Source organism: Geodermatophilus sp. SYSU D00815 (genome assembly GCF_054050035.1).
The window spans coordinates 124,745-143,810 of sequence record NZ_JBJGYO010000007.1; the positions used below are offsets into that span (position 1 = coordinate 124,745).

Annotated in this window: 32 protein-coding genes; all 32 read right to left on the reverse strand. The window is 70.2% G+C overall.

The window, feature by feature from the left end:
• Positions 1-57: 57 nt before the first annotated feature.
• The 32 genes from rplQ to tuf all read right to left on the reverse strand — a co-directional run bounded on the left by rplQ (position 58) and on the right by tuf (position 18,989).
• The gene (rplQ, locus tag ACI78S_RS10695; protein ID WP_456973005.1) at positions 58-879 is read right to left on the reverse strand and encodes a 50S ribosomal protein L17; all 822 of its coding nucleotides are present in this window, start codon (positions 877-879) and stop codon (positions 58-60) included.
• Between the two features lie 138 nt (positions 880-1,017).
• Positions 1,018-2,094, reverse strand: coding sequence for a DNA-directed RNA polymerase subunit alpha (locus ACI78S_RS10700; RefSeq protein ID WP_456973007.1), 1,077 nt, complete (start codon positions 2,092-2,094; stop codon positions 1,018-1,020).
• 140 nt (positions 2,095-2,234) lie between these two features.
• Positions 2,235-2,861 carry a 30S ribosomal protein S4 gene (gene rpsD / locus ACI78S_RS10705; protein ID WP_456973009.1) on the reverse strand — a complete coding sequence of 209 codons (627 nt, stop codon included), beginning with the start codon at positions 2,859-2,861 and terminating at the stop codon, positions 2,235-2,237.
• 37 nt (positions 2,862-2,898) lie between these two features.
• Entirely contained in the window at positions 2,899-3,306 is a 408-nt protein-coding gene (rpsK, locus tag ACI78S_RS10710; protein ID WP_014377968.1) for a 30S ribosomal protein S11, read from the reverse strand.
• A gap of 98 nt (positions 3,307-3,404) precedes the next feature.
• Positions 3,405-3,785 (reverse strand): 30S ribosomal protein S13, encoded by a 381-nt coding sequence (gene rpsM / locus ACI78S_RS10715; RefSeq protein ID WP_179715462.1) that lies wholly within the window; start codon positions 3,783-3,785, stop codon positions 3,405-3,407.
• Positions 3,786-3,800: 15 nt separating this feature from the next.
• Positions 3,801-3,914 carry a 50S ribosomal protein L36 gene (gene rpmJ, locus ACI78S_RS10720; protein ID WP_012950458.1) on the reverse strand — a complete coding sequence of 38 codons (114 nt, stop codon included), beginning with the start codon at positions 3,912-3,914 and terminating at the stop codon, positions 3,801-3,803.
• A 74-nt stretch (positions 3,915-3,988) separates the two neighbouring features.
• A complete protein-coding gene (gene infA / locus ACI78S_RS10725; RefSeq protein WP_012950459.1) occupies positions 3,989-4,210 on the reverse strand; it encodes a translation initiation factor IF-1 in 222 nt (73 codons plus the stop codon).
• 245 nt (positions 4,211-4,455) lie between these two features.
• The gene (gene map, locus ACI78S_RS10730) at positions 4,456-5,259 is read right to left on the reverse strand and encodes a type I methionyl aminopeptidase (protein ID WP_456973012.1); all 804 of its coding nucleotides are present in this window, start codon (positions 5,257-5,259) and stop codon (positions 4,456-4,458) included.
• Positions 5,260-5,326: 67 nt separating this feature from the next.
• A complete protein-coding gene (locus ACI78S_RS10735; RefSeq protein ID WP_456973014.1) occupies positions 5,327-5,932 on the reverse strand; it encodes an adenylate kinase in 606 nt (201 codons plus the stop codon).
• Positions 5,932-7,242: a preprotein translocase subunit SecY gene (gene secY, locus ACI78S_RS10740; RefSeq protein WP_456973016.1), complete on the reverse strand. Its 1,311-nt coding sequence runs from the start codon at positions 7,240-7,242 to the stop codon at positions 5,932-5,934. The genes ACI78S_RS10735 and secY overlap by 1 nt, the downstream gene beginning before the upstream one ends.
• A gap of 156 nt (positions 7,243-7,398) precedes the next feature.
• Positions 7,399-7,842 (reverse strand): 50S ribosomal protein L15, encoded by a 444-nt coding sequence (rplO, locus tag ACI78S_RS10745; RefSeq protein ID WP_456973018.1) that lies wholly within the window; start codon positions 7,840-7,842, stop codon positions 7,399-7,401.
• 13 nt (positions 7,843-7,855) lie between these two features.
• Entirely contained in the window at positions 7,856-8,038 is a 183-nt protein-coding gene (rpmD, locus tag ACI78S_RS10750; protein ID WP_456973020.1) for a 50S ribosomal protein L30, read from the reverse strand.
• Between the two features lies 1 nt (position 8,039).
• On the reverse strand, positions 8,040-8,654 hold the full coding sequence (gene rpsE, locus ACI78S_RS10755) for a 30S ribosomal protein S5 (protein WP_456973022.1): 615 nt from the start codon (positions 8,652-8,654) through the stop codon (positions 8,040-8,042).
• Positions 8,655-8,688: 34 nt separating this feature from the next.
• Positions 8,689-9,096 carry a 50S ribosomal protein L18 gene (gene rplR / locus ACI78S_RS10760; RefSeq protein ID WP_456973024.1) on the reverse strand — a complete coding sequence of 136 codons (408 nt, stop codon included), beginning with the start codon at positions 9,094-9,096 and terminating at the stop codon, positions 8,689-8,691.
• Positions 9,096-9,635 carry a 50S ribosomal protein L6 gene (gene rplF, locus ACI78S_RS10765; protein WP_456973026.1) on the reverse strand — a complete coding sequence of 180 codons (540 nt, stop codon included), beginning with the start codon at positions 9,633-9,635 and terminating at the stop codon, positions 9,096-9,098. Before rplF ends, rplR begins: the two co-directional genes overlap by 1 nt.
• Positions 9,636-9,650: 15 nt before the next feature.
• Positions 9,651-10,055 (reverse strand): 30S ribosomal protein S8, encoded by a 405-nt coding sequence (rpsH, locus tag ACI78S_RS10770; RefSeq protein WP_456973028.1) that lies wholly within the window; start codon positions 10,053-10,055, stop codon positions 9,651-9,653.
• Between the two features lie 129 nt (positions 10,056-10,184).
• Complete coding sequence (locus tag ACI78S_RS10775) at positions 10,185-10,370, reverse strand: type Z 30S ribosomal protein S14 (RefSeq protein ID WP_113838243.1); 186 nt, start codon at positions 10,368-10,370, stop codon at positions 10,185-10,187.
• Between the two features lie 19 nt (positions 10,371-10,389).
• Positions 10,390-10,974, reverse strand: a complete 585-nt coding sequence (gene rplE, locus ACI78S_RS10780; RefSeq protein ID WP_456973030.1) for a 50S ribosomal protein L5 — start codon at positions 10,972-10,974, stop codon at positions 10,390-10,392.
• Positions 10,975-10,979: 5 nt separating this feature from the next.
• The gene (gene rplX / locus ACI78S_RS10785; RefSeq protein WP_456973032.1) at positions 10,980-11,348 is read right to left on the reverse strand and encodes a 50S ribosomal protein L24; all 369 of its coding nucleotides are present in this window, start codon (positions 11,346-11,348) and stop codon (positions 10,980-10,982) included.
• A 2-nt stretch (positions 11,349-11,350) separates the two neighbouring features.
• A complete protein-coding gene (gene rplN / locus ACI78S_RS10790; protein WP_012950472.1) occupies positions 11,351-11,719 on the reverse strand; it encodes a 50S ribosomal protein L14 in 369 nt (122 codons plus the stop codon).
• 156 nt (positions 11,720-11,875) lie between these two features.
• The gene (rpsQ, locus tag ACI78S_RS10795) at positions 11,876-12,172 is read right to left on the reverse strand and encodes a 30S ribosomal protein S17 (protein ID WP_456973035.1); all 297 of its coding nucleotides are present in this window, start codon (positions 12,170-12,172) and stop codon (positions 11,876-11,878) included.
• Positions 12,169-12,402, reverse strand: coding sequence for a 50S ribosomal protein L29 (gene rpmC, locus ACI78S_RS10800; RefSeq protein ID WP_325104557.1), 234 nt, complete (start codon positions 12,400-12,402; stop codon positions 12,169-12,171). Before rpmC ends, rpsQ begins: the two co-directional genes overlap by 4 nt.
• On the reverse strand, positions 12,402-12,818 hold the full coding sequence (gene rplP / locus ACI78S_RS10805) for a 50S ribosomal protein L16 (RefSeq protein WP_456973037.1): 417 nt from the start codon (positions 12,816-12,818) through the stop codon (positions 12,402-12,404). Before rplP ends, rpmC begins: the two co-directional genes overlap by 1 nt.
• A gap of 4 nt (positions 12,819-12,822) precedes the next feature.
• Positions 12,823-13,746, reverse strand: coding sequence for a 30S ribosomal protein S3 (gene rpsC / locus ACI78S_RS10810; protein ID WP_456973040.1), 924 nt, complete (start codon positions 13,744-13,746; stop codon positions 12,823-12,825).
• Positions 13,746-14,219 carry a 50S ribosomal protein L22 gene (gene rplV / locus ACI78S_RS10815; RefSeq protein WP_456973042.1) on the reverse strand — a complete coding sequence of 158 codons (474 nt, stop codon included), beginning with the start codon at positions 14,217-14,219 and terminating at the stop codon, positions 13,746-13,748. Before rplV ends, rpsC begins: the two co-directional genes overlap by 1 nt.
• Before the next feature lie 17 nt (positions 14,220-14,236).
• Entirely contained in the window at positions 14,237-14,518 is a 282-nt protein-coding gene (gene rpsS, locus ACI78S_RS10820; protein ID WP_089402109.1) for a 30S ribosomal protein S19, read from the reverse strand.
• Positions 14,519-14,541: 23 nt separating this feature from the next.
• Positions 14,542-15,375, reverse strand: coding sequence for a 50S ribosomal protein L2 (gene rplB, locus ACI78S_RS10825; RefSeq protein WP_456973044.1), 834 nt, complete (start codon positions 15,373-15,375; stop codon positions 14,542-14,544).
• Between the two features lie 42 nt (positions 15,376-15,417).
• Positions 15,418-15,720 carry a 50S ribosomal protein L23 gene (rplW, locus tag ACI78S_RS10830; protein ID WP_456973046.1) on the reverse strand — a complete coding sequence of 101 codons (303 nt, stop codon included), beginning with the start codon at positions 15,718-15,720 and terminating at the stop codon, positions 15,418-15,420.
• On the reverse strand, positions 15,717-16,691 hold the full coding sequence (gene rplD / locus ACI78S_RS10835) for a 50S ribosomal protein L4 (protein ID WP_456973048.1): 975 nt from the start codon (positions 16,689-16,691) through the stop codon (positions 15,717-15,719). Before rplD ends, rplW begins: the two co-directional genes overlap by 4 nt.
• Complete coding sequence (gene rplC, locus ACI78S_RS10840; RefSeq protein WP_456973050.1) at positions 16,688-17,350, reverse strand: 50S ribosomal protein L3; 663 nt, start codon at positions 17,348-17,350, stop codon at positions 16,688-16,690. Before rplC ends, rplD begins: the two co-directional genes overlap by 4 nt.
• Before the next feature lie 15 nt (positions 17,351-17,365).
• Positions 17,366-17,671, reverse strand: a complete 306-nt coding sequence (rpsJ, locus tag ACI78S_RS10845) for a 30S ribosomal protein S10 (RefSeq protein WP_014742859.1) — start codon at positions 17,669-17,671, stop codon at positions 17,366-17,368.
• A gap of 124 nt (positions 17,672-17,795) precedes the next feature.
• Positions 17,796-18,989, reverse strand: a complete 1,194-nt coding sequence (tuf, locus tag ACI78S_RS10850; protein ID WP_456973052.1) for an elongation factor Tu — start codon at positions 18,987-18,989, stop codon at positions 17,796-17,798.
• Between the last annotated feature and the right edge of the window lie 77 nt (positions 18,990-19,066).

Here is a 19,066-nt window from a genome sequence, read left to right on the forward strand (position 1 = left end):
AGCCCGCTCCCTGTACGGGGAGCGGGCTCGTCGGAGTCGTGCGAGGTGATCAGCGGATCACCGGGGGTCGGGCGCGGACTCCCCGCCCGGGGCGTGCGTGCCGGCCGTGGCGGCGTCGCCGAGCTCGGCGGCCTCCACCTCGGCCGCGGCCGCGGCGGCCACCTCGGGCGAGACGTTGTCGCTGTCGACGACGGCGAGGTTCTGCGCCGACGGCTCGGCCTCGACGTCGCCGTCGTCCTGCCGCTCGCCGTCGGGGTTGAAGACGTCGGCGACGACCTCCTGCGCCTCCTCGTCCACCTCCCCGCCGATCACGGCCGGGGACGTGTCGCCGCCGGGGCCGGTGGACGAGCCGTTGGGCTGGGCGGGAGAGGACTCGGTGTCGGTGACCGGGGCCTCGTCGGCGTCGGCGGTCTCGACCGCGTCGGCGGTGACCTCACCGGACGCGGCGGCCGCGCCGGCGCCGGAGGCGAACCGGGTGCCGCGGGCGCGCTCGGCCTCGCCGACCGCCTGCTGCGCCACGGTCAGGGCCTCGACCAGCTCGATGACCGCCATGGGCGCGTTGTCGCCCTTGCGGTTGCCCACCTTGGTGATGCGGGTGTAGCCGCCCGCGCGGTTCTCGTAGCGCGGCCCGATCTCGGCGAACAGGTGGTGGACGACGTCCTTGTCGCGGATGACGGTCATCACCTGCCGCCGGGCGTGCAGGTCCCCGCGCTTGGCGAAGGTCACCAGCTTCTCGGCGAACGGACGCAGCCGCTTCGCCTTCGCCTCGGTGGTGGTGATCCGCCCGTGCTCGAACAGCGACGTGGCCAGGTTGGCCAGCATCAGCCGCTCGTGCGAGGGGGACCCGCCGAGACGGGGGCCCTTGGTGGGGGTGGGCATGGTCGGTCTCTCCTCAGGCGGCCGGGCGGATCGGTGCCGGGCTGCGGTCCGTGGCGGTGCGTAAGTCGCTGTTCAGTGTGGCGGTCCGGGAGACCGGTCCGGGCGGCGGGGTCACCCCCGCCGCCCGGACGCGCAGCGTCAGAGCTGCTCGGTCTCCTGGTACGCGGTCTCGTCGTACTGGGCGTCACCGTAGGCGGTGCCGTAGTCGGCGGCGCCGTGGTACGCGTCGGTCTCGTAGCCCTCGTCGTAGCTCTCGACCGAGGTCGGGATGAACCCGGGCGGGCTGTCCTTGAGCGCGAGACCCATGGCCGCGAGCTTCATCTTGACCTCGTCGATGGACTTGGCCCCGAAGTTGCGGATGTCGAGCAGGTCGGCCTCGGAGCGGGTGACGAGCTCACCGACGGTGTGCACGCCCTCGCGCTTGAGGCAGTTGTAGGACCGGACGGTGAGGTCCATGTCCTCGATCGGCATCGAGAAGTTCGCGATGTCCGCCGCCTCGGCCGGGCTCGGCCCCACCTCGATGCCCTCGGCGTCGATGTTCAGCTCGCGGAGCAGGCCGAACAGCTCGACCAGCGTGGAGCCGGCGCTGGCGATCGCGTCGCGCGGGGCGATCGACGGCTTGGTCTCGACGTCGACGACCAGGCGGTCGAAGTCGGTCCGCTGCTCGACACGGGTGGCCTCGACGGCGTAGGTCACCTTCAGCACCGGCGAGTAGATCGAGTCGACGGGGATGCGGCCGATCTCCTGGCCGGGCTGCTTGTTCTGCGGCGCCGGCACGTAGCCGCGGCCCCGCTCGACGACCAGCTCGATCTCCAGGCGGCCCTTGCCGTTGAGGGTCGCGATGTGCAGGTCGGGGTTGTGCACCTCGACACCGGCGGGCGGCGCGATGTCGGCCGCGGTGACCTCGCCCGGGCCCTGCTTGCGCAGGTACATGGTCACCGGCTCGTCGGAGTCGGAGCTGACGACCAGGCCCTTGAGGTTGAGGATGATCTCGGTGACGTCCTCCTTGACGCCCGGCACGGTGGTGAACTCGTGCAGGGTGCCCTCGATGCGGATGCTCGTGACCGCGGCACCGGGGATCGAGGACAGGAGGGTGCGCCGCAGGGAGTTGCCGAGGGTGTAACCGAAGCCCGGCTCGAGCGGCTCGATGACGAACCGCGAGCGCTGCTCGGAGAGGGTCTCCTCGGTCAGCGTCGGACGCTGTGCGATGAGCATGGGGATGCTTCTCCTTCAGGTCCTCCGGCGCCCGCCATATGACGCCGTGAGGGGGTGGTGCTGGCTCCGCCGGGCATCTGTCCGCCCGCCGGAGCCGGCCTGGTGCAGGGACCGGGGTCCCTGCACCAGGCGGCGAGCTCCTACTTGGAGTAGAGCTCGACGATCAGCTGCTCCTGGACCGGGGTGTCGATGACCTGCCGGGCCGGGATGCTGTGCACGAGGACGCGCAGCTGGCTGCTGATGACCTCCAGCCACGGCGGCACCGGGCGCTCGCCGGCGCGGGCCTGGGCGATCTGGAAGGGCACCATCGCCTTGGACTTCTCGGCCACCTCGATGATGTCGTTCTCGCTCACGCGGTACGACGGGATGTCGACCTTGCGGCCGTTCACCCGGATGTGGCCGTGGCGGACCAGCTGGCGGGCCATGTCGCGGGACTCGGCGAAGCCGGCCCGGTAGACCACGTTGTCCAGCCGCGACTCGAGGATCTGCAGCAGGACCTCACCGGTCTTGCCGGTCTTGCGGTTGGCCTCTTCGTAGTAACCGCGGAACTGCTTCTCCAGCACGCCGTAGATGCGGCGGGCCTTCTGCTTCTCGCGCAGCTGCAGCAGGTACTCGCTGTCCTTGCTGCGGCCCCGCCCGTGCTCACCCGGCGGGTAGGGCCGGATCTCGATCGGGCACTTCGGGGACTCGCACTTGCTGCCCTTGAGGAACAGCTTCATCTTCTCGCGACGGCACATGCGGCAGTCGGCGCCGGCGTAACGGGCCACTTTCGATCTCTCCTCGTTCTGTCTCGTCAGTGGCCGGTCAGACCCGGCGGCGCTTCTTCGGGCGGCAGCCGTTGTGCGGCTGCGGGGTGACGTCCTGGATCTGGCCCACCTCGAGGCCGGTGGCCTGCAGCGAGCGGATCGCGGTCTCCCGACCCGAGCCCGGGCCCTTGACGAAGACGTCGACCTTGCGCATGCCGTGCTCCTGCGCCTTGCGGGCGGCGTTCTCGGCGGCCATCTGCGCGGCGAACGGCGTGGACTTGCGCGAGCCCTTGAAGCCGACGTGGCCGGCGGAGGCCCAGCTGATCACGTTCCCGTTGGGGTCGGTGATCGACACGATCGTGTTGTTGAACGTGCTCTTGATGTGCGCGGCGCCGTGGGCGACGTTCTTCTTCTCCTTGCGGCGGACCTTCTTGGCGCCGGCCGCAGCGCGAGCCCTGGGAGGCATGAGTCTTTTCCGTGTCCTTCTGACGTATGGCCAAGAACAGCACGCCGCGCGCGGTCGCTCCCGCCCTCCCGGGTCGCTGCGACCGCGCGCGCGGCGGCTTACTTCTTGCCGGCCTTCTTCTTGCCGGCGATGGTCTTGCGCGGGCCCTTGCTCGAGCGCGCGTTGGTGCGGGTGCGCTGACCGTGGACCGGCAGGCCCCGGCGGTGGCGCAGCCCCTGGTAGCAGCCGATCTCGACCTTGCGGCGGATGTCGGCGGCCACCTCGCGGCGGAGGTCACCCTCGACGCGGAAGTGCTCGTCGATGTAGTCGCGGAGCTTCAGCAGGTCCTCGTCGCCGAGGTCCTTGACGCGCAGGTCCGGGCTGACGCCGGTCGCGGCCAGGGTCTCCTTGGCGTGGGCCTTGCCGATGCCGTAGATGTAGGTGAGCGCGATCTCCATCCGCTTCTCGCGGGGCAGGTCGACGCCGGCCAGTCGTGCCATGTTTCAGGTACTCCCTCAGCCCTGGCGCTGCTTGTGCCGGGCGTTGTCGCAGATGACCATGACCCGGCCGTGCCGGCGGATCACCTTGCACTTGTCGCAGATCTTCTTCACCGACGGCTGGACCTTCACCGGTGCCGCCCCTCATTCCTCATGCTCGTTCGCCGACTCGCGCTGCTGACGGGTGCAGCCGCGCGGTGCGGCGGTTACTTGTACCGGTAGACGATGCGACCGCGGGTCAGGTCGTAGGGCGAGAGCTCCACGACCACGCGGTCCTCGGGCAGGATGCGGATGTAGTGCTGGCGCATCTTGCCGCTGATGTGGGCGAGCACCCGGTGCCCGTTCTGCAGCTCGACCCGGAACATCGCGTTGGGCAGCGGCTCGACGACGCGACCCTCGACCTCGATGGCCCCGTCCTTCTTCGCCATGCCCGACACGGCCTCCCTGACTCGGTGTGCGCCCACGCCGGAACCCGGTGCGGACGCTCGGTGGTTGCAGAACTGGTGGTGCCTGACGTCCTCGCAGAGGGCGCCCTGCGTCACGCGGCCACAGCACGACGACAGGACGGCGCGAACGCCACAGGCCACTGTACCCCGGCGTGGCGTCCCCCTCCAACCCGGGCCGGTGTGACGGACACCGGCCCCGGCCAGGGGGCTCGCTCAGCGCCGGACGCTCAATGGCGGACGGTGATGCCGAAGGGGGCGAGCCCCGCGGCGCCGCCGTCCTCGGCGGTGAGGACCCACGGGCCCTCGGGGGTGATCGCCACCGTGTGCTCGAAGTGGGCGGCGCGGGAGCCGTCCTTGGTGACGACCGTCCAGCCGTCGTCGAGCTCGGCGGTCGCCGGGTCCCCCACGGTGACCATCGGCTCGATGGCCAGCACGAGCCCCGGCACGAGCTTGGGGCCGCGGCCCGCCCGCCCGTAGTTGAGCACGTGCGGGTCCTGGTGCATCTCGGTGCCGATGCCGTGCCCGCCGTAGTGGTCGACGATGCCGTACGGGTGCGCCTCGGCGGTGATCACCTGCTCGACGGCGTGGCTGATGTCGGTGAGCCGGCCCCCGGCGACGGCCCGCGCCAGCCCCGCCCACATCGAGCGCTCCGTGACGTCGAGCAGCGCGGCGTCCTCGGCCGACGCCTCCCCCACGGTCACCGTGATGGCCGAGTCGCTGTGCCAGCCCTCGAGGATGGCGCCGCAGTCGATGGAGATGTTGTCGCCCTCGACGAGCCGGCGCTGGGGGTTCGGGATGCCGTGGACGATCTCGTCGTTGATGGACGTGCAGATCGTGCCCGTGAAGCCGTGGTAGCCGAGGAAGTTCGGCACGGCCCCGTGGGAGCGGATGTAGTCCTCGGCGACGCCGTCGAGCTCCTTGGTGCTGACGCCGGGACGGACGGCGGCCCTGACGGCCTGGAGCGCTCCGTGGGTGATCAGCCCGGAGGCACGCATGAGCTCGATCTCGTGCGGCGTCTTGATCTGGATCATGCGTCCACTCCACTTCGCCAGCCGCGGGATCCGGGCCAGGATCTGCCTACCCATTCCCGCGCTGCCCTCAGTCTGCGTGCGGCTGCTGGCCGTCCGGCCGGCCGAGCGCGGCCATCGCACGCGCGGTGACCTCCTCGATCTCGCCCATGGCGTCGATCCGGGAGAGCAGCCCTTCCGCCTCGTAGAACCCCGACAGCGGCGCCGTCTGTTCCCGGTACACCTCGAGCCGGTGGCGGACCGTCTCGGGCTTGTCGTCGTCGCGCTGCACCCACTGGCCGTCGACGAGCATGCGCCGGCCGGACAGCCGGCGGACCAGCTCCTCCTCGTCGACGACGAGCTCGAGCACGCGGTCGAGGGCCCCGCCGAGCTCCGCCAGGGAGGTGCGCAGCTGCTCGGCCTGGGGGATGGTCCGGGGGAAGCCGTCGAGCAGGAACCCGGCCTTGGCGTCGGGTTCGGCGAGCCGGTCGCTGACCATGGCCACCGTGATCTCGTCCGGGACGAGGTCGCCGGCGTCCATGAACACCTTGGCCTGCTGGCCCAGCTCGGTCCTGCCGCTGACGTTGGCGCGGAAGATGTCGCCGGTCGAGATCGCCGGGACGCCGAGCTGACCGGCGATGATCTGCGCCTGCGTGCCCTTGCCGGCCCCCGGCGGCCCGAGCAGGACGACGCGCACTACTTCAGGAACCCTTCGTAGTTGCGCTGGTTGAGTTGCGTCTCGATCTGCTTCACCGTCTCCAACCCCACTCCGACCATGATGAGCACCGCGGTCCCGCCGAACGGGAAGTTCTGGTTCTGCCCCTGCTGCGTGATGGACAGGAAGAAGTTCGGCAACACTGCCACGAGCCCGAGGTAGATCGAACCGGGGAGGGTGATCCGGGAGAGCACGTACTGCAGGTACTCGGCCGTGGGACGGCCGGGACGGATGCCGGGGATGAAGCCGCCGTAGCGCTTCATGTCGTCGGCCCGTTCCTCCGGGTTGAAGGTGATCGACACGTAGAAGTACGTGAAGAACACGATCAGCCCGAAGTACAGGGCGATGTGCACGGGGCTGCTCTGGTCGATGACGTACGTCTCGAAGAACTGCCGGACCGGGCCGGTCTCGTCGCCCTGCAGCTGCGTGATGAGCTGCGGCAGGTAGAGCAGCGACGACGCGAAGATGACCGGGATGACGCCGGCCTGGTTGACCTTCAGCGGCAGGTAGGTGGACGTGCCGCCGTACATCCGCCGGCCGACCATCCGCTTGGCGTACTGGACAGGGATGCGCCGCTGCGCCTGCTCGACGTAGACGACGGCACCGATGATCAGCAGCGCGAGCAGGCAGATCAGCGTGAAGACGAGCACGCCGCGGGTCTGCAGGATCGAGCCGCCCTCGGCCGGGATGCGCGCGGCGATCGACGTGAAGATCAGCACGGACATGCCGTTGCCGATCCCCTTCTCGGTGAGCAGCTCGCCCAGCCACATGATCACGGCGGTGCCGGCGGTCAGGGCGATCACCAGCACGACCGTCGTCCAGACCGAGTCGTCGGGGATGATCTCCTGCTGGCACTCGGGGAAGAGCTGACCGCTGCGGGCCAGCGCGATGATGCCGGTGCTCTGCAGGATCGCCAGCGCGATCGTGAGGTAGCGGGTGTACTGGGTCAGCTTCTGCTGACCCGACTGCCCTTCCTTCTTCAGCTGCTCGAACCGCGGGATCACCACCACCAGCAGCTGGATGATGATGCTCGCCGTGATGTACGGCATGATCCCGAGCGCGAACACCGACAGGCGCAGCAGCGCGCCGCCGGAGAAGAGGTTGACCAGCGAGTAGACGTCGCGCTGGGCGCCCTGGCTGGCCGCGTCGAGGCAGCTGTTGATGGCGGCGACCGAGACGCCGGGGCCGGGCACGCTGGCGCCCAGGCGGTAGACGGCGATGATCGCCAGGGAGAACAACAGCTTGCGCCGGAGGTCTGGCGTCCGGAACGCCGCGGCGAACGCCTGCAGCACGTGCCCTCCCCTGGTCGGTCGATCGAGATTAGCAATTGAAGGACCCTGCCCCCCTCACCGCTCGCGAGCTCGCGGCGAGCCTCTGGACGGGGCCGGGGGGGAGTCCGGGCAGCAGACGACCCCGGGGCGGGAGGTCCGCCCCGGGGTCATCGCGGTTCAGATGCGGGTGACGCTGCCCCCGGCAGCGGCGATCTTCTCCGCGGCGGACGAGGAGAACGCGTGCGCGTGCACGTGCACCTCGATGCCGCCCAGCTCACCGGTGCCGAGCACCTTGACCGGCTGGCCGCGGCGGACCGCGCCGGCCTCGGCCAGGCTGTCGGGGTTGATCGAGCCGCCCTGCGGGAAGAGCGCCGCAATCCGGTCGAGGTTGACGACCTGGAAGACGACCTTGTTCGGGTTCTTGAACCCGGACAGCTTCGGCAGCCGCATGTGCAGCGGCGTCTGGCCACCCTCGAAGCGGGCGGAGACGTTGCTCCGCGCGCCGGTGCCCTTCGTGCCGCGACCGGCGGTCTTGCCCTTGGAGCCCTCACCGCGACCCACACGGGTCTTCGGGGTGTGGGCGCCCGGGGCCGGACGCAGGTGGTGGACCTTGAGAGTCATGTCGGTTCCCTGCTCAGCTGATCTCTTCGACGGTGACCAGGTGGGGCACCGTGGCGACCATCCCGCGGATCTCGGGACGGTCCTCCTGCACGACCGAGTCGTTGATCCGCTTCAGGCCCAGGGACCGCAGCGTCTGCCGCTGGTTGGGCTTGGTGCCGATCGCCGACCGGATCTGGGTGACCTTGATCTGCGCCATCTCAGACCCCCTGGCCCGCCCGCGCCCGCAGCATGGCCGCCGGAGCGACGTCCTCGAGGGGCAGCCCGCGGCGGGCCGCGATCTCCTCGGGGCGCACGAGGTCCTTCAGCGCCTGCATGGTCGCGTGCACGATGTTGATCGGGTTCGACGAACCCAGGCTCTTGGAGAGCACGTCGTGGATGCCGGCGCACTCCAGGACGGCGCGCACCGGACCACCGGCGATGACCCCGGTACCGGGGCTGGCCGGCTTGAGCAGCACGACACCGGCCGCCGCCTCACCCTGCACGGGGTGCGGGATGGTGCTGGCGATCCGGGGCACCTTGTAGAAGTGCTTCTTGGCCTCCTCGACGCCCTTGGCGATGGCCGCGGGCACCTCCTTGGCCTTGCCGTAGCCGACGCCCACGGTGCCGTCGCCGTCGCCCACGACCACCAGCGCGGTGAAGCTGAACCGCCGACCGCCCTTGACGACCTTGGACACGCGGTTGATGGCCACCACGCGCTCGATGTAGTTGCTCTTCTCGGCGGGAGCGCCCCCCTGGCCCCGCCCGCCGTCACGACGGTCGCGGCGGTCGTTACCGCCGCCGGCGCCGCCGCCGCGTCGCTGTGGTCCTGGCATCAGACGTCCCTCTCGATCTGCTCGCTCGTGTTCATCAGAAGTCCAGACCGCCCTCGCGGGCACCGTCGGCCAGGGCGGCGATCCGCCCGGCGTACCGGTTGCCGCCGCGGTCGAAGACGACGGCGGTGATGCCGGCGGCCTTGGCCCGCTCGGCCACCAGCGCGCCCACCTGGCGGGCGTGGGCGGACTTGTCGCCCTCGGTGCCGCGGATGCTGGCGTCCAGCGTCGAGGCGCTGACCAGCGTGCGGCCGACGGTGTCGTCGACGACCTGCACGTGGATGTGCCGCGAGCTGCGGTTGACCACCAGGCGCGGGCGCTCCGGCGTGCCGGAGACCCGCTTGCGCAGCCGGGTGTGGCGGCGCAGCCGCGAGACGCGGCGCGCGGTGCTGACGTCGGTGCCGACGGGCTTGTGCACCCGCGCGGTCTTCTCTGCCTGAGCCATCACTTACCCGTCTTCCCGACCTTGCGCTTCACGACCTCGCCCTGGTACCGCACACCCTTGCCCTTGTAGGGGTCGGGCTTGCGGAGCTTGCGGATCTTGGCCGCGACCTCGCCGACCTGCTGCTTGTCGATGCCCTCGACCCGGAAGCGGGTGGGGGCCTCGACCGTGAAGGTGATGCCCTCGGGGGCCTTCACCGGCACCGGGTGGCTGTAGCCCAGCGCGAACTCCAGGTCCGTGCCGCGGGCCTGGACGCGGTAACCCACGCCAACGATCTCCAGGGTCTTGCTGTAGCCCTGGGTGACGCCGGTGATCATGTTGGCGATGAGCGTGCGCGACAGGCCGTGCAGAGCCCGGCTGTTCCGCTCGTCGTCCGGCCGCTTGACCAGGAGGGTGCCGTCCTCACCGCGCTCGACGGTGATCGGGGCCGCGACGGTGTGCGAGAGCGAGCCCTTGGGGCCCTTCACGCTGACCGTGCGGCCGTCGATGGCGACGTCCACACCACCGGGCACCGGAATCGGCAGTCGTCCGATCCGTGACATCTTCGCTCGCTCCTCTTACCAGACGTAGGCGAGGACTTCCCCGCCCACGCCCTTCTTGGTCGCCTGCTTGTCGGTCAGCAGCCCGCTCGAGGTGGAGATGATCGCCACCCCGAGGCCGCCCAGGACCTTGGGCAGGGAGTTCGACTTGGCGTAGACCCGCAGACCGGGCTTGGAGACCCGCCGGACGCCGGCGATGCTCCGCTCACGGTTGGGGCCGTACTTCAGGTCGACGACGAGCTCCTTGCGGACGGTGCCGTCCACCTCGACCTCGTTGACCTTCCAGCCGGCGATGTAGCCCTCCTGCTGGAGGATCTCGGCGATGTGGGTCTTCAGCTTCGACGACGGCATGGTCGCGGAGTCGTGGTACGCGGCGTTGGCGTTGCGCAGCCGCGTCAGCATGTCCGCGATCGGGTCGGTCATCGTCATGACGGTGTGGTGCCTCTCTCGCCGCGGTTCCTCTGGCGCTCGGTCACGGAGACTTGGCGCCGGGCCTCTCGGCGATCGTCGAAGGTGCTCGTCCCTCCCGGGACGAGACCATCGGGGGGTGGGTTACCAGGAACTCTTGCTGACGCCGGGGAGCTCCCCGGCGTGGGCCATCTCCCGCAGGCAGATCCGGCACAGGCCGAACTTGCGGAAGACCGCGTGCGGACGCCCGCACCGCTGGCAGCGGGTGTAGCCGCGGACCGCGAACTTGGGCTTGCGGGCCGCCTTGTTGATCAGAGCCTTCTTGGCCATCGGTATCTCCTGCCCCGGCTCAGCGGGTGGTCGTGACGACGGGCTGGCCGGCGAAGGGGAAGCCGAGCAGGCGGAGCAGCTCGCGACCCTCGTCGTCGGTCGTGGCGGTGGTGACCAGCGTGATGTCCATGCCGCGCGGCCGGTCGATCTTGTCCACGTCGATCTCGCGGAACATCGACTGCTCGGTCAGCCCGAACGTGTAGTTGCCGTGGCCGTCGAACTGCTTGGCGTTGAGGCCGCGGAAGTCGCGGATGCGCGGCAGGGCGAGCGACAGCAGGCGGTCGAGGAACTCCCACATGCGGTCGCCGCGCAGGGTGACCTTGGCGCCGATCGGCATGCCCTCGCGCAGCTTGAACTGCGCGATGGACTTGCGGGCGCGGACGACGGCCGGCTTCTGGCCGGTGATGGCGGTGAGGTCGCGGACCGCGCCGTCCATCAGCTTCGCGTCCCGGGTGGCCTCGCCGACGCCCATGTTGACGACGATCTTGGTCAGCCGCGGGATCTGCATGACGTTGGCGTAGCCGAACTCCGACTGCAGCGCCGGCACGATCTCCGCGCGGTAGCGCTCGAGCAGCCGGGGCAGCTCACGGGTGGGGGCAGTCATTGTCCTCAGAGGTCCTTACCGGTGCGCCGCGAGACCCGGACCTTGCGGCCTTCCTCGTCGATGCGGTAGCCGACCCGGGTCGGCTTGTCCTCGGAGTCGATCACCATCACGTTGCTCACGTGGATGGGCGCCTCCTGCGTGACGATCCCGCCCTGCTGGGCACCGCGCTGGCTGGTGCTGATGCGCGTGTGCTTCTTGATCCGGCCGACGCCCTCGACGAGCACCTTCTGGATCTGGGGGTAGGCGGCGATGACGCGACCCTTGGCGCCCCGGTCCTTGCCGGAGAGCACCAGGACGGTGTCGCCCTTCTTCACCTTCATGGACGGCGCCTTCGCGCGGCTGGTCGCCGCCTTCTGCTTCTTCGTGACGGCCATGGTCACAACACCTCCGGGGCGAGCGAGATGATCCGCATGAAGCGCTTGTCGCGCAGTTCGCGGCCGACCGGGCCGAAGATGCGGGTGCCGCGCGGGTCACCGCTGTCGCGGATGATCACCGCGGCGTTCTCGTCGAATCGGATGTAGGAACCGTCCGGACGACGCCGCTCCTTCACCGTGCGGACGACGACCGCCTTGACGACGTCCCCCCGCTTCACACCGGCACCGGGCAGCGCGTCCTTCACGGTGGCGACGATGACGTCGCCGATGCCCGCGTAGCGTCGCCCGGAACCGCCGAGCACCCGGATGCAGAGGATCTCCTTTGCTCCGGTGTTGTCGGCGACTCGCAGCCGCGACTCCTGCTGGATCACGTCCCTACTCCTATGTCTTCGTGCTTCTGCTGTGGCGCGGGTCGGGGTGCGACGTCACGCTCTTGTCACGCGCAGACGGCCGGGGGCGTACCGCCCGGCCGTCGGGTCCGTGGAAGGCCGGCCCGAGGTGGGCCGACCGTCCACGGTACCTGGTGCTTACTTGGCCTTCTCGAGGACCTCGACCAGCCGCCACCGCTTGGTGGCCGACAGCGGCCGGGTCTCCATGATCTGCACGCGGTCGCCGACGCCCGCCACGTTCTGCTCGTCGTGGGCCTTCAGCTTGCTCGTGCGCCGGATGACCTTGCCGTAGAGGCCGTGCTTCACGCGGTCCTCGACCTCGACGACGATGGTCTTCTCCATCTTGTCGCTGACCACGAGGCCCTCCCGGACCTTGCGGTAGCCACGGCCGGCCAGGCCGGGGCCCGTCGCGACGGACTCGTTGACCTCGCTCATGCGACACCCTCGTTCGGGGCGACCGACAGGCCCAGCTCGCGCTCGCGCATGATCGTGTAGATCCGGGCGATGTCGCGGCGGACCGTCTGCAGTCGCCGGTTGTTGTCCAGCTGGCCGGTGGCCACCTGGAAGCGCAGGTTGAACAGCTCTTCCTTCGACTCGCGCAGCTTGGTGGCCAGCTCGTCGGCCGAGAGCTCACGCAGCTCCGGAGCGGTCAGACCGGCAGCCATCACACCTCTCCTTCACGCGTGATGAAGCGGGCCTTCATCGGGAGCTTGTGGATCGCGCGGCGCATGGCCTCGCGGGCCACGGCCTCCGGCACGCCCGACAGCTCGAACATGACCCGACCGGGCTTGACGTTGGCGACCCACCACTCCGGCGAGCCCTTGCCGGAACCCATGCGGGTCTCGGCCGGCTTCTTGGTGAGCGGGCGGTCCGGGTAGATGGTGATCCAGACCTTGCCGCCACGGCGGATGTGCCGGGTCATGGCGATACGGGCGGACTCGATCTGCCGGTTCGTCACGTACGCCGGCTCCAGGGCCTGGATGGCGTACTCACCGAAGTTGATCGAGGTGCCCCCCTTCGCCGCCCCGGAGCGGCTCGGGTGGTGCTGCTTGCGGTGCTTGACCCGCCGAGGGATCAGCATGGGATCAGGCCTCCGTGTTCCCGGCACCGGCCGACTCGGCGGCAGCGGTACCCTCGGCGCCGGCGGCCTCGCCGACGCTCTGCGCGGGCGCGACGTCGCCGGACGTGGCGGCGACGGCGCTGGTGGTGTCGACCTCGGGCGCGGCCGGGGCCTCGGGAGCGGTGGACTCCGCCGCGGCGCGGCCGGCCTCGGTGCCGCCGGCGGTGGTGCCGGACGAGCCCGAACGACGCGGGCGCTGCGAGCGCTCGCGGCGCTGCTGCCGGGCGGCCAGGGCCTCGAGGGCCTCGCGCTCGGCGCGGGAGCCGCTCACGTCGCCCTTGTAGATCCAGACCTTGACGCCGATGCGGCCGAAGGTGGTCCGGGCCTCGTAGAGGCCGTAGTCGATGTTCGCGCGCAGCGTGTGCAGCGGCACACGGCCCTCGCGGTAGAACTCCGACCGGCTCATCTCCGTGCCGCCGAGGCGGCCGGAGCACTGCACCCGGATGCCCTTGACCTGCGGGCTGCGCTGCGCGGACTGCATCGCCTTGCGCATGGCGCGGCGGAAGCTGACGCGGCTGGACAGCTGCTCGGCCACGGCCTGGGCCACGAGCTGGGCGTCGGCCTCGGGGTTCTTCACCTCGAGGATGTTGAGCTGCACCTGCTTGCCGGTGAGCTTCTCCAGCTCACCGCGGATCCGGTCGGCCTCCGCGCCGCGGCGGCCGATGACGATGCCCGGCCGGGCGGTGTGGATGTCGACGCGGACGCGGTCACGGGTGCGCTCGATCTCCACCTTGGAGATGCCGGCCCGCTCCATGCCCTTGCTCATGAGCTTGCGGATGGCCACGTCTTCCTTGACGTAGTCCTTGTACAGCTTGTCGGCGTACCACCGGGACTTGTAGTCGGTGGTGATGCCGAGTCGGAACCCGTGCGGGTTGACCTTCTGACCCACTATCGGGTCCCTCCCCTCGTGTTGCTCCTACGACCGGCCTGCTGCGTGGCCGGGCCGGACTGGCCGGTGTCCCGCCGCGCCTTGCGCGACTTGGACGCCAGCTCCGGGCTCACGGTCACCTCGCTCACCTCGACGGTGATGTGGCTGGTCCGCTTGTTGATGCGGTACGCGCGGCCCTGCGCACGCGGACGGATCCGCTTCATGGTGGGGCCCTCGTCCACGTACGCCGCGCTGACCACCAGGGCCTGCGGGTCGAGCTGCAGGTTGTGCTCGGCGTTGGCCACCGCGCTGGCGACGACCTTGGCCACCGGCTCGCTGGCGGCCTGGGGCGCGAAGCGCAGCAGCGCGAGCGCCTCGTCGGCGGGCAGGTAGCGGATGAGGTCCACCACCCGGCGGGCCTTCATCGGGGTCACGCGGACGAACCGGGCCGTGGCCCGGGCGACCGGCGCGTCCTGTCCCAACTGGGAAGTCATCGTGATCTCTCTCTACCTCAGCCGCGCCGCGACCGACGGTCGTCCTTGACGTGCCCACGGAACGTGCGCGTGGGCGCGAACTCGCCGAGCTTGTGCCCGACCATCGCCTCGGTCACGAACACCGGGACGTGCTTGCGTCCGTCGTGCACGGCGATCGTGTGCCCGAGCATGTCCGGGATGATCGTCGAGCGCCGCGACCAGGTGCGGATGACGGTCTTGGTGCCCTTCTCGTTCTGCGCGTCCACCTTCTTGAGCAGGTGGTCGTCGACGAACGGGCCCTTCTTCAGGCTGCGTGGCATGTCTGTCGGACTCCTCTACCCGCTCAGCGCTTCTTGTTGGCGCGCCGGCGGCGCACGATCATGGCGTCGGAGGCCTTGCGCTTGCGCGTGCGGCCCTCCGGCTTGCCCTTCGGGTTGACCGGGTGGCGACCACCGGAGGTCTTCCCCTCACCACCGCCGTGCGGGTGGTCGACCGGGTTCATGGCCACACCGCGGACGGTCGGGCGCTTGCCCTTCCACCGCATGCGGCCGGCCTTCCCCCAGTTGATGTTCGACTGCTCGGCGTTGCCCACCTCGCCGACGGTGGCGCGGCAGCGCACGTCGACGTTGCGGATCTCACCCGACGGCATGCGCAGCTGCGCCAGCCGGCCCTCACGGGCGACGAGCTGGACGCTGGTCCCGGCCGAGCGGGCGATCTTCGCCCCGCCGCCCGGACGCAGCTCGATGGCATGAACAACGGTGCCGACGGGGATGTTCCGCAGCGGCAGGTTGTTGCCCGGCTTGATGTCGGCCGAGGGCCCGCACTCGACGACGTCGCCCTGCTTGAGCCGGGCGGGCGCCAGGATGTAGCGCTTCTCGCCGTCGGCGTAGTGCAGCAGCGCGATCCGCGAGGTGCGGTTCGGGTCGTACTCGATGTGCGCGACCTTGGCCGGCACGCCGTCCTTGTCGGCCCGGCGGAAGTCGATCACCCGGTAGGCGCGCTTGTGCCCGCCGCCCTGGTGCCGCGCGGTCACCTTGCCGTGGACGTTGCGCCCACCGCGGCCGTGCAGCGGCCGGACCAGCGACTTCTCGGGGTGGTCGCGGGTGACCTCGGCGAAGTCGGCGACGCTCGAGCCACGCCGGCCCGGCGTCGTCGGCTTGTACTTGCGGATAGCCATTACTGGATCCCTTGTGTCCTTCGTCCCTGGTCCGCTCGGGCGTCAGGCGCCCGGGCCGCCGAAGATCTCGATGCGGTCGCCCGGCGCGAGCGACACGATGGCGCGCTTGGTGTCCTTGCGCTTGCCCATCCGGTTGCCGCGGCTGCGCTTGCGCTTGCCCTGACGGTTGACCGTGTTCACGCCGAGGACCTTCACGTTGAAGACCTGCTCCACGGCGATCTTGATCTGCGTCTTGTTCGCCTCGGGGAGGACGAGGAACGTGTACTGGTTCTCGTCCAGGAGGCCGTAGCTCTTCTCGGAGATGACCGGGGCGAGCAGGACGTCCCGGTGGTCGCGGACGCTCATGCCTTCTCCTCGGTGCTCGCGTCGTCGTCGTTCTGCGCCGCCGAGGTGGTCCTGTCCTCGGTGGGGGCGGTGGCGTCGGCGCCGGCGTTGGCGGCCTCGGCCTGCTCGGCCGGAGCCGCGGCGGCCTCCTCGGCGGTGGCCGGGGCCGGGTCCGCCTTCGGCTGCGCCTTCTTCGCCGCGGCCTTCTTCGCCGGGGCCGGCTCGGCCGGCGTCTCGCCGAGGTCGAGGTCGGTGGTGCCCTCGCCCTCGATCGAGGGGATCGCGCCCGGGATGTGCGGCGTGGTCAGGTCTGGCTTGTCGACGCCGGCGCCCGTGCCCGTGGCCGGGCCCGCGACGAACTCGGCGAGGGCGGTCTCGGTGAAGACCACGTCGTCGGCGTTGAGCACGTCGTAGGTGTTCAGCTGGCCGGCCTCGAGCAGGTGCACCCGGGGCTCGTTGCGCAGGCTGACCCAGTTCAGGACGTCGTCGCGGTCGAGGACGACCAGCACCTTCCGGGCCTCGGTGACCGCGTTCAGCGTGGCGAGGGCGGCCTTGGTCTTCGGGGCGTCCCCGTCGACGAAGGTGGTCACCACGTGCACCCGGCCCTCGCGGGCCCGGTCGGAGAGGGCACCGCGCAGGGCGGCGGCCTTCATCTTCTTGGGCGTCCGCTGGCTGTAGTCGCGCGGCTGCGGGCCGTGGACGGTGCCACCACCGGCGAACTGCGGCGCGCGGATCGAGCCCTGGCGGGCGCGGCCGGTGCCCTTCTGCCGGTACGGCTTGGTGCCACCGCCGCTGACCTGGCCACGCGTCTTGGTCGCGTGGGTGCCCTGGCGGGCGGCCGCCAGCTGGGCCACGACCACCTGGTGCATCAGCGCGACGCTGGCGGTCGTGTCGAACAGGTCACCGGGCAGCGTCGCGGTGCCGGCGGTCTCCCCCGCCGGCGTGCGGACGTCGACCGTGCGGTCGGTCCGGGTCCGGGTTGCGCTGGTCACTTCTCACTCCCCACGGGGCCGCCCTTGACGGCCGAACGGACGAGCACCAGGCCGCCCTTCGGACCGGGGATGGCGCCCTTGATCAGCAGCAGACCGCGCTCGGTGTCCACCTTGTGGACGTTGAGCGACAACGTCGTGGTCCTCACCGCGCCCATGCGGCCGGCCATGCGCAGGCCCTTGAACACGCGGCCCGGGGTGGACGCGCCACCGATGGAGCCGGGCGAGCGGTGCTTGCGCTGCGTGCCGTGCGCGGCGCCGAGGCCGCGGAAGCCGTGGCGCTTCATGACACCGGCGGTTCCCTTGCCCTTGCTGGTGCCGATGACGTCGACCTTGGCCACGCCGTCGAACACCTCGGCGGTCAGCTCCTGGCCGACCTCGTAGGTGGAGGCGTCCTCGGTGCGCAGCTCAACGAGGTGCCGGCGCGGCGTGACGCCCGCCTTCGCGAAGTGCCCGCCCTCGGGCTTGTTGACCTTGCGCGGGTCGATCTCACCGAACCCGAGCTGGACGGCCGAGTAGCCGTCGCGCTCGGGGGTGCGCACCTGGGTGACCACGCACGGCCCGGCCTTGACGACGGTCACCGGCACGATGCGGTTGTTCTCGTCGAAGACCTGGGTCATGCCCAGCTTCTCCCCGAGCAGGCCGCGGAATGTGCTCGCCATGTCTGCTTGAAGCCCTTACTGGATGTTGACGTCGACCGAGGCCGGCAGGTCGATGCGCATGAGCGCGTCCACCGTCTTCGGGGTCGGGTCGAGGATGTCGATGAGCCGCTTGTGCGTGCGCATCTCGAAGTGCTCGCGCGAGTCCTTGTACTTGTGCGGCGAGCGGATGACGCAGTACACGTTCTTCTCCGTCGGCAGCGGCACCGGGCCGACGACGCGCGCACCGGTCTTGGTCACCGTGTCGACGATGCGCCGCGCCGAGGCGTCGATCGCCTCGTGGTCGTAGGCCTTCAGCCGGATGCGGATCTTCTGTCCCGCCATCGCTGTTCTTCGCTCCTGCCGATCGGTATGTGTCTAGCTGGGGTGGGTCCGGGTGGACCGGCTGGGTCCGGACGGACCCGGGAGACGGGCGGCGGCCCGGTGGCCGCCGCCCGTCTGCGGGGTGCTACTTGATGATCTTCGTGACGCGACCGGCGCCGACGGTGCGGCCACCCTCACGGATGGCGAACCGCAGGCCCTCCTCCATGGCGATCGGCTGGATGAGCTCGACCGTCATCTCGGTGTTGTCGCCCGGCATGACCATCTCGGTGCCGGCGGGGAGCGTCACGACGCCCGTCACGTCCGTGGTCCGGAAGTAGAACTGCGGACGGTAGTTGTTGAAGAACGGCGTGTGCCGGCCACCCTCGTCCTTCGAGAGGATGTAGACCGAGCCCTCGAAGTTGGTGTGCGGGGTGATCGAACCCGGCTTCACCACGACCTGGCCGCGCTCGACGTCCTCGCGCTTGATGCCGCGGAGCAGGAGGCCGACGTTGTCACCGGCCTGGCCCTGGTCGAGCAGCTTGCGGAACATCTCGACACCGGTGACGGTGGTCTTGGTCGACGACGAGCGGATGCCGACGATCTCGACCTCCTCGTTCACCTTGATGATGCCGCGCTCGACGCGACCGGTGACGACGGTGCCACGACCGGTGATCGTGAAGACGTCCTCGACGGGCATGAGGAACGGCTTGTCGATCTCGCGCTGCGGCTCCGGAATCGCCGTGTCGACGGCGTTCATGAGCTCCATGAGCTTGTCGGCCCACTCGGGGTCGCCCTCGAGGGCCTTCAGCGCCGAGACGCGGACCACGGGGACGTCGTCGCCCGGGAACTCGTACTCGGACAGCAGCTCGCGGACCTCCAGCTCGACGAGCTCGAGGATCTCCTCGTCGTCGACCATGTCGGCCTTGTTCAGCGCCACGACGATGTAGGGGACGCCGACCTGGCGGGCCAGGAGGACGTGCTCCTTGGTCTGCGGCATCGGGCCGTCGGTCGCCGCGACCACCAGGATGGCGCCGTCCATCTGCGCCGCACCGGTGATCATGTTCTTGATGTAGTCGGCGTGACCGGGGCAGTCGACGTGCGCGTAGTGCCGGTTCTCGGTCTGGTACTCGACGTGCGCGATCGAGATCGTGATGCCGCGGGCCTTCTCCTCGGGCGCCTTGTCGATCTGGTCGAAGGCCGACACGGCGTTGAGGTCGGGGTACTTGTCGTGCAGCACCTTGGTGATCGCGGCAGTCAGCGTGGTCTTGCCGTGGTCGATGTGCCCGATGGTGCCGATGTTGACGTGCGGCTTGGTCCGCTCGAACTTGGCCTTGGCCACTGGGTTCCTCTCCTCGTGGTGACGCAGGTGGTGCGTGCTCTAGGGGTGGGCGGTGCTCGGGGGCCGGCGGGGGTCCC

Excerpts from the sequence above, each read along its gene's own strand:
- rpsE (WP_456973022.1), bottom strand. The coding sequence starts at position 8,654 with ATGCCAGGACCACAGCGACGCGGCGGCGGCGCCGGCGGCGGTAACGAC.
- rplC (WP_456973050.1), bottom strand. The coding sequence starts at position 17,350 with ATGGCGAGCACATTCCGCGGCCTGCTCGGGGAGAAGCTGGGCATGACC.
- rpsJ (WP_014742859.1), bottom strand. The coding sequence starts at position 17,671 with ATGGCGGGACAGAAGATCCGCATCCGGCTGAAGGCCTACGACCACGAG.
- rpsM (WP_179715462.1), bottom strand. The coding sequence starts at position 3,785 with ATGGCACGACTGGCCGGCGTCGACCTGCCCCGCGAGAAGCGGATGGAG.
- rplW (WP_456973046.1), bottom strand. The coding sequence starts at position 15,720 with ATGAGCGTCCGCGACCACCGGGACGTCCTGCTCGCCCCGGTCATCTCC.
- rplR (WP_456973024.1), bottom strand. The coding sequence starts at position 9,096 with ATGGCTCAGGCAGAGAAGACCGCGCGGGTGCACAAGCCCGTCGGCACC.
- rplO (WP_456973018.1), bottom strand. The coding sequence starts at position 7,842 with ATGACTCTCAAGGTCCACCACCTGCGTCCGGCCCCGGGCGCCCACACC.
- rpmC (WP_325104557.1), bottom strand. The coding sequence starts at position 12,402 with ATGGCTGCCGGTCTGACCGCTCCGGAGCTGCGTGAGCTCTCGGCCGAC.
- rplQ (WP_456973005.1), bottom strand. The coding sequence starts at position 879 with ATGCCCACCCCCACCAAGGGCCCCCGTCTCGGCGGGTCCCCCTCGCAC.
- rpsK (WP_014377968.1), bottom strand. The coding sequence starts at position 3,306 with ATGCCTCCCAGGGCTCGCGCTGCGGCCGGCGCCAAGAAGGTCCGCCGC.
- rplB (WP_456973044.1), bottom strand. The coding sequence starts at position 15,375 with ATGGCTATCCGCAAGTACAAGCCGACGACGCCGGGCCGGCGTGGCTCG.
- rpsS (WP_089402109.1), bottom strand. The coding sequence starts at position 14,518 with ATGCCACGCAGCCTGAAGAAGGGCCCGTTCGTCGACGACCACCTGCTC.
- rpmD (WP_456973020.1), bottom strand. The coding sequence starts at position 8,038 with ATGGCGCAGATCAAGGTCACCCAGATCCGGTCGGCGATCGGCACCAAG.
- rpsQ (WP_456973035.1), bottom strand. The coding sequence starts at position 12,172 with ATGAGCGAGGTCAACGAGTCCGTCGCGACGGGCCCCGGCCTGGCCGGC.
- infA (WP_012950459.1), bottom strand. The coding sequence starts at position 4,210 with ATGGCGAAGAAGGACGGGGCCATCGAGGTCGAGGGTCGCGTCGTCGAG.
- ACI78S_RS10775 (WP_113838243.1), bottom strand. The coding sequence starts at position 10,370 with ATGGCCAAGAAGGCTCTGATCAACAAGGCGGCCCGCAAGCCCAAGTTC.
- ACI78S_RS10700 (WP_456973007.1), bottom strand. The coding sequence starts at position 2,094 with ATGCTCATCGCACAGCGTCCGACGCTGACCGAGGAGACCCTCTCCGAG.
- rplF (WP_456973026.1), bottom strand. The coding sequence starts at position 9,635 with ATGTCACGGATCGGACGACTGCCGATTCCGGTGCCCGGTGGTGTGGAC.
- rplE (WP_456973030.1), bottom strand. The coding sequence starts at position 10,974 with ATGACTGCCCCCACCCGTGAGCTGCCCCGGCTGCTCGAGCGCTACCGC.
- rplV (WP_456973042.1), bottom strand. The coding sequence starts at position 14,219 with ATGACTTCCCAGTTGGGACAGGACGCGCCGGTCGCCCGGGCCACGGCC.
- rpsH (WP_456973028.1), bottom strand. The coding sequence starts at position 10,055 with ATGACCGACCCGATCGCGGACATGCTGACGCGGCTGCGCAACGCCAAC.
- rplP (WP_456973037.1), bottom strand. The coding sequence starts at position 12,818 with ATGCTGATCCCTCGGCGGGTCAAGCACCGCAAGCAGCACCACCCGAGC.
- rplX (WP_456973032.1), bottom strand. The coding sequence starts at position 11,348 with ATGGCCGTCACGAAGAAGCAGAAGGCGGCGACCAGCCGCGCGAAGGCG.
- map (WP_456973012.1), bottom strand. The coding sequence starts at position 5,259 with ATGATCCAGATCAAGACGCCGCACGAGATCGAGCTCATGCGTGCCTCC.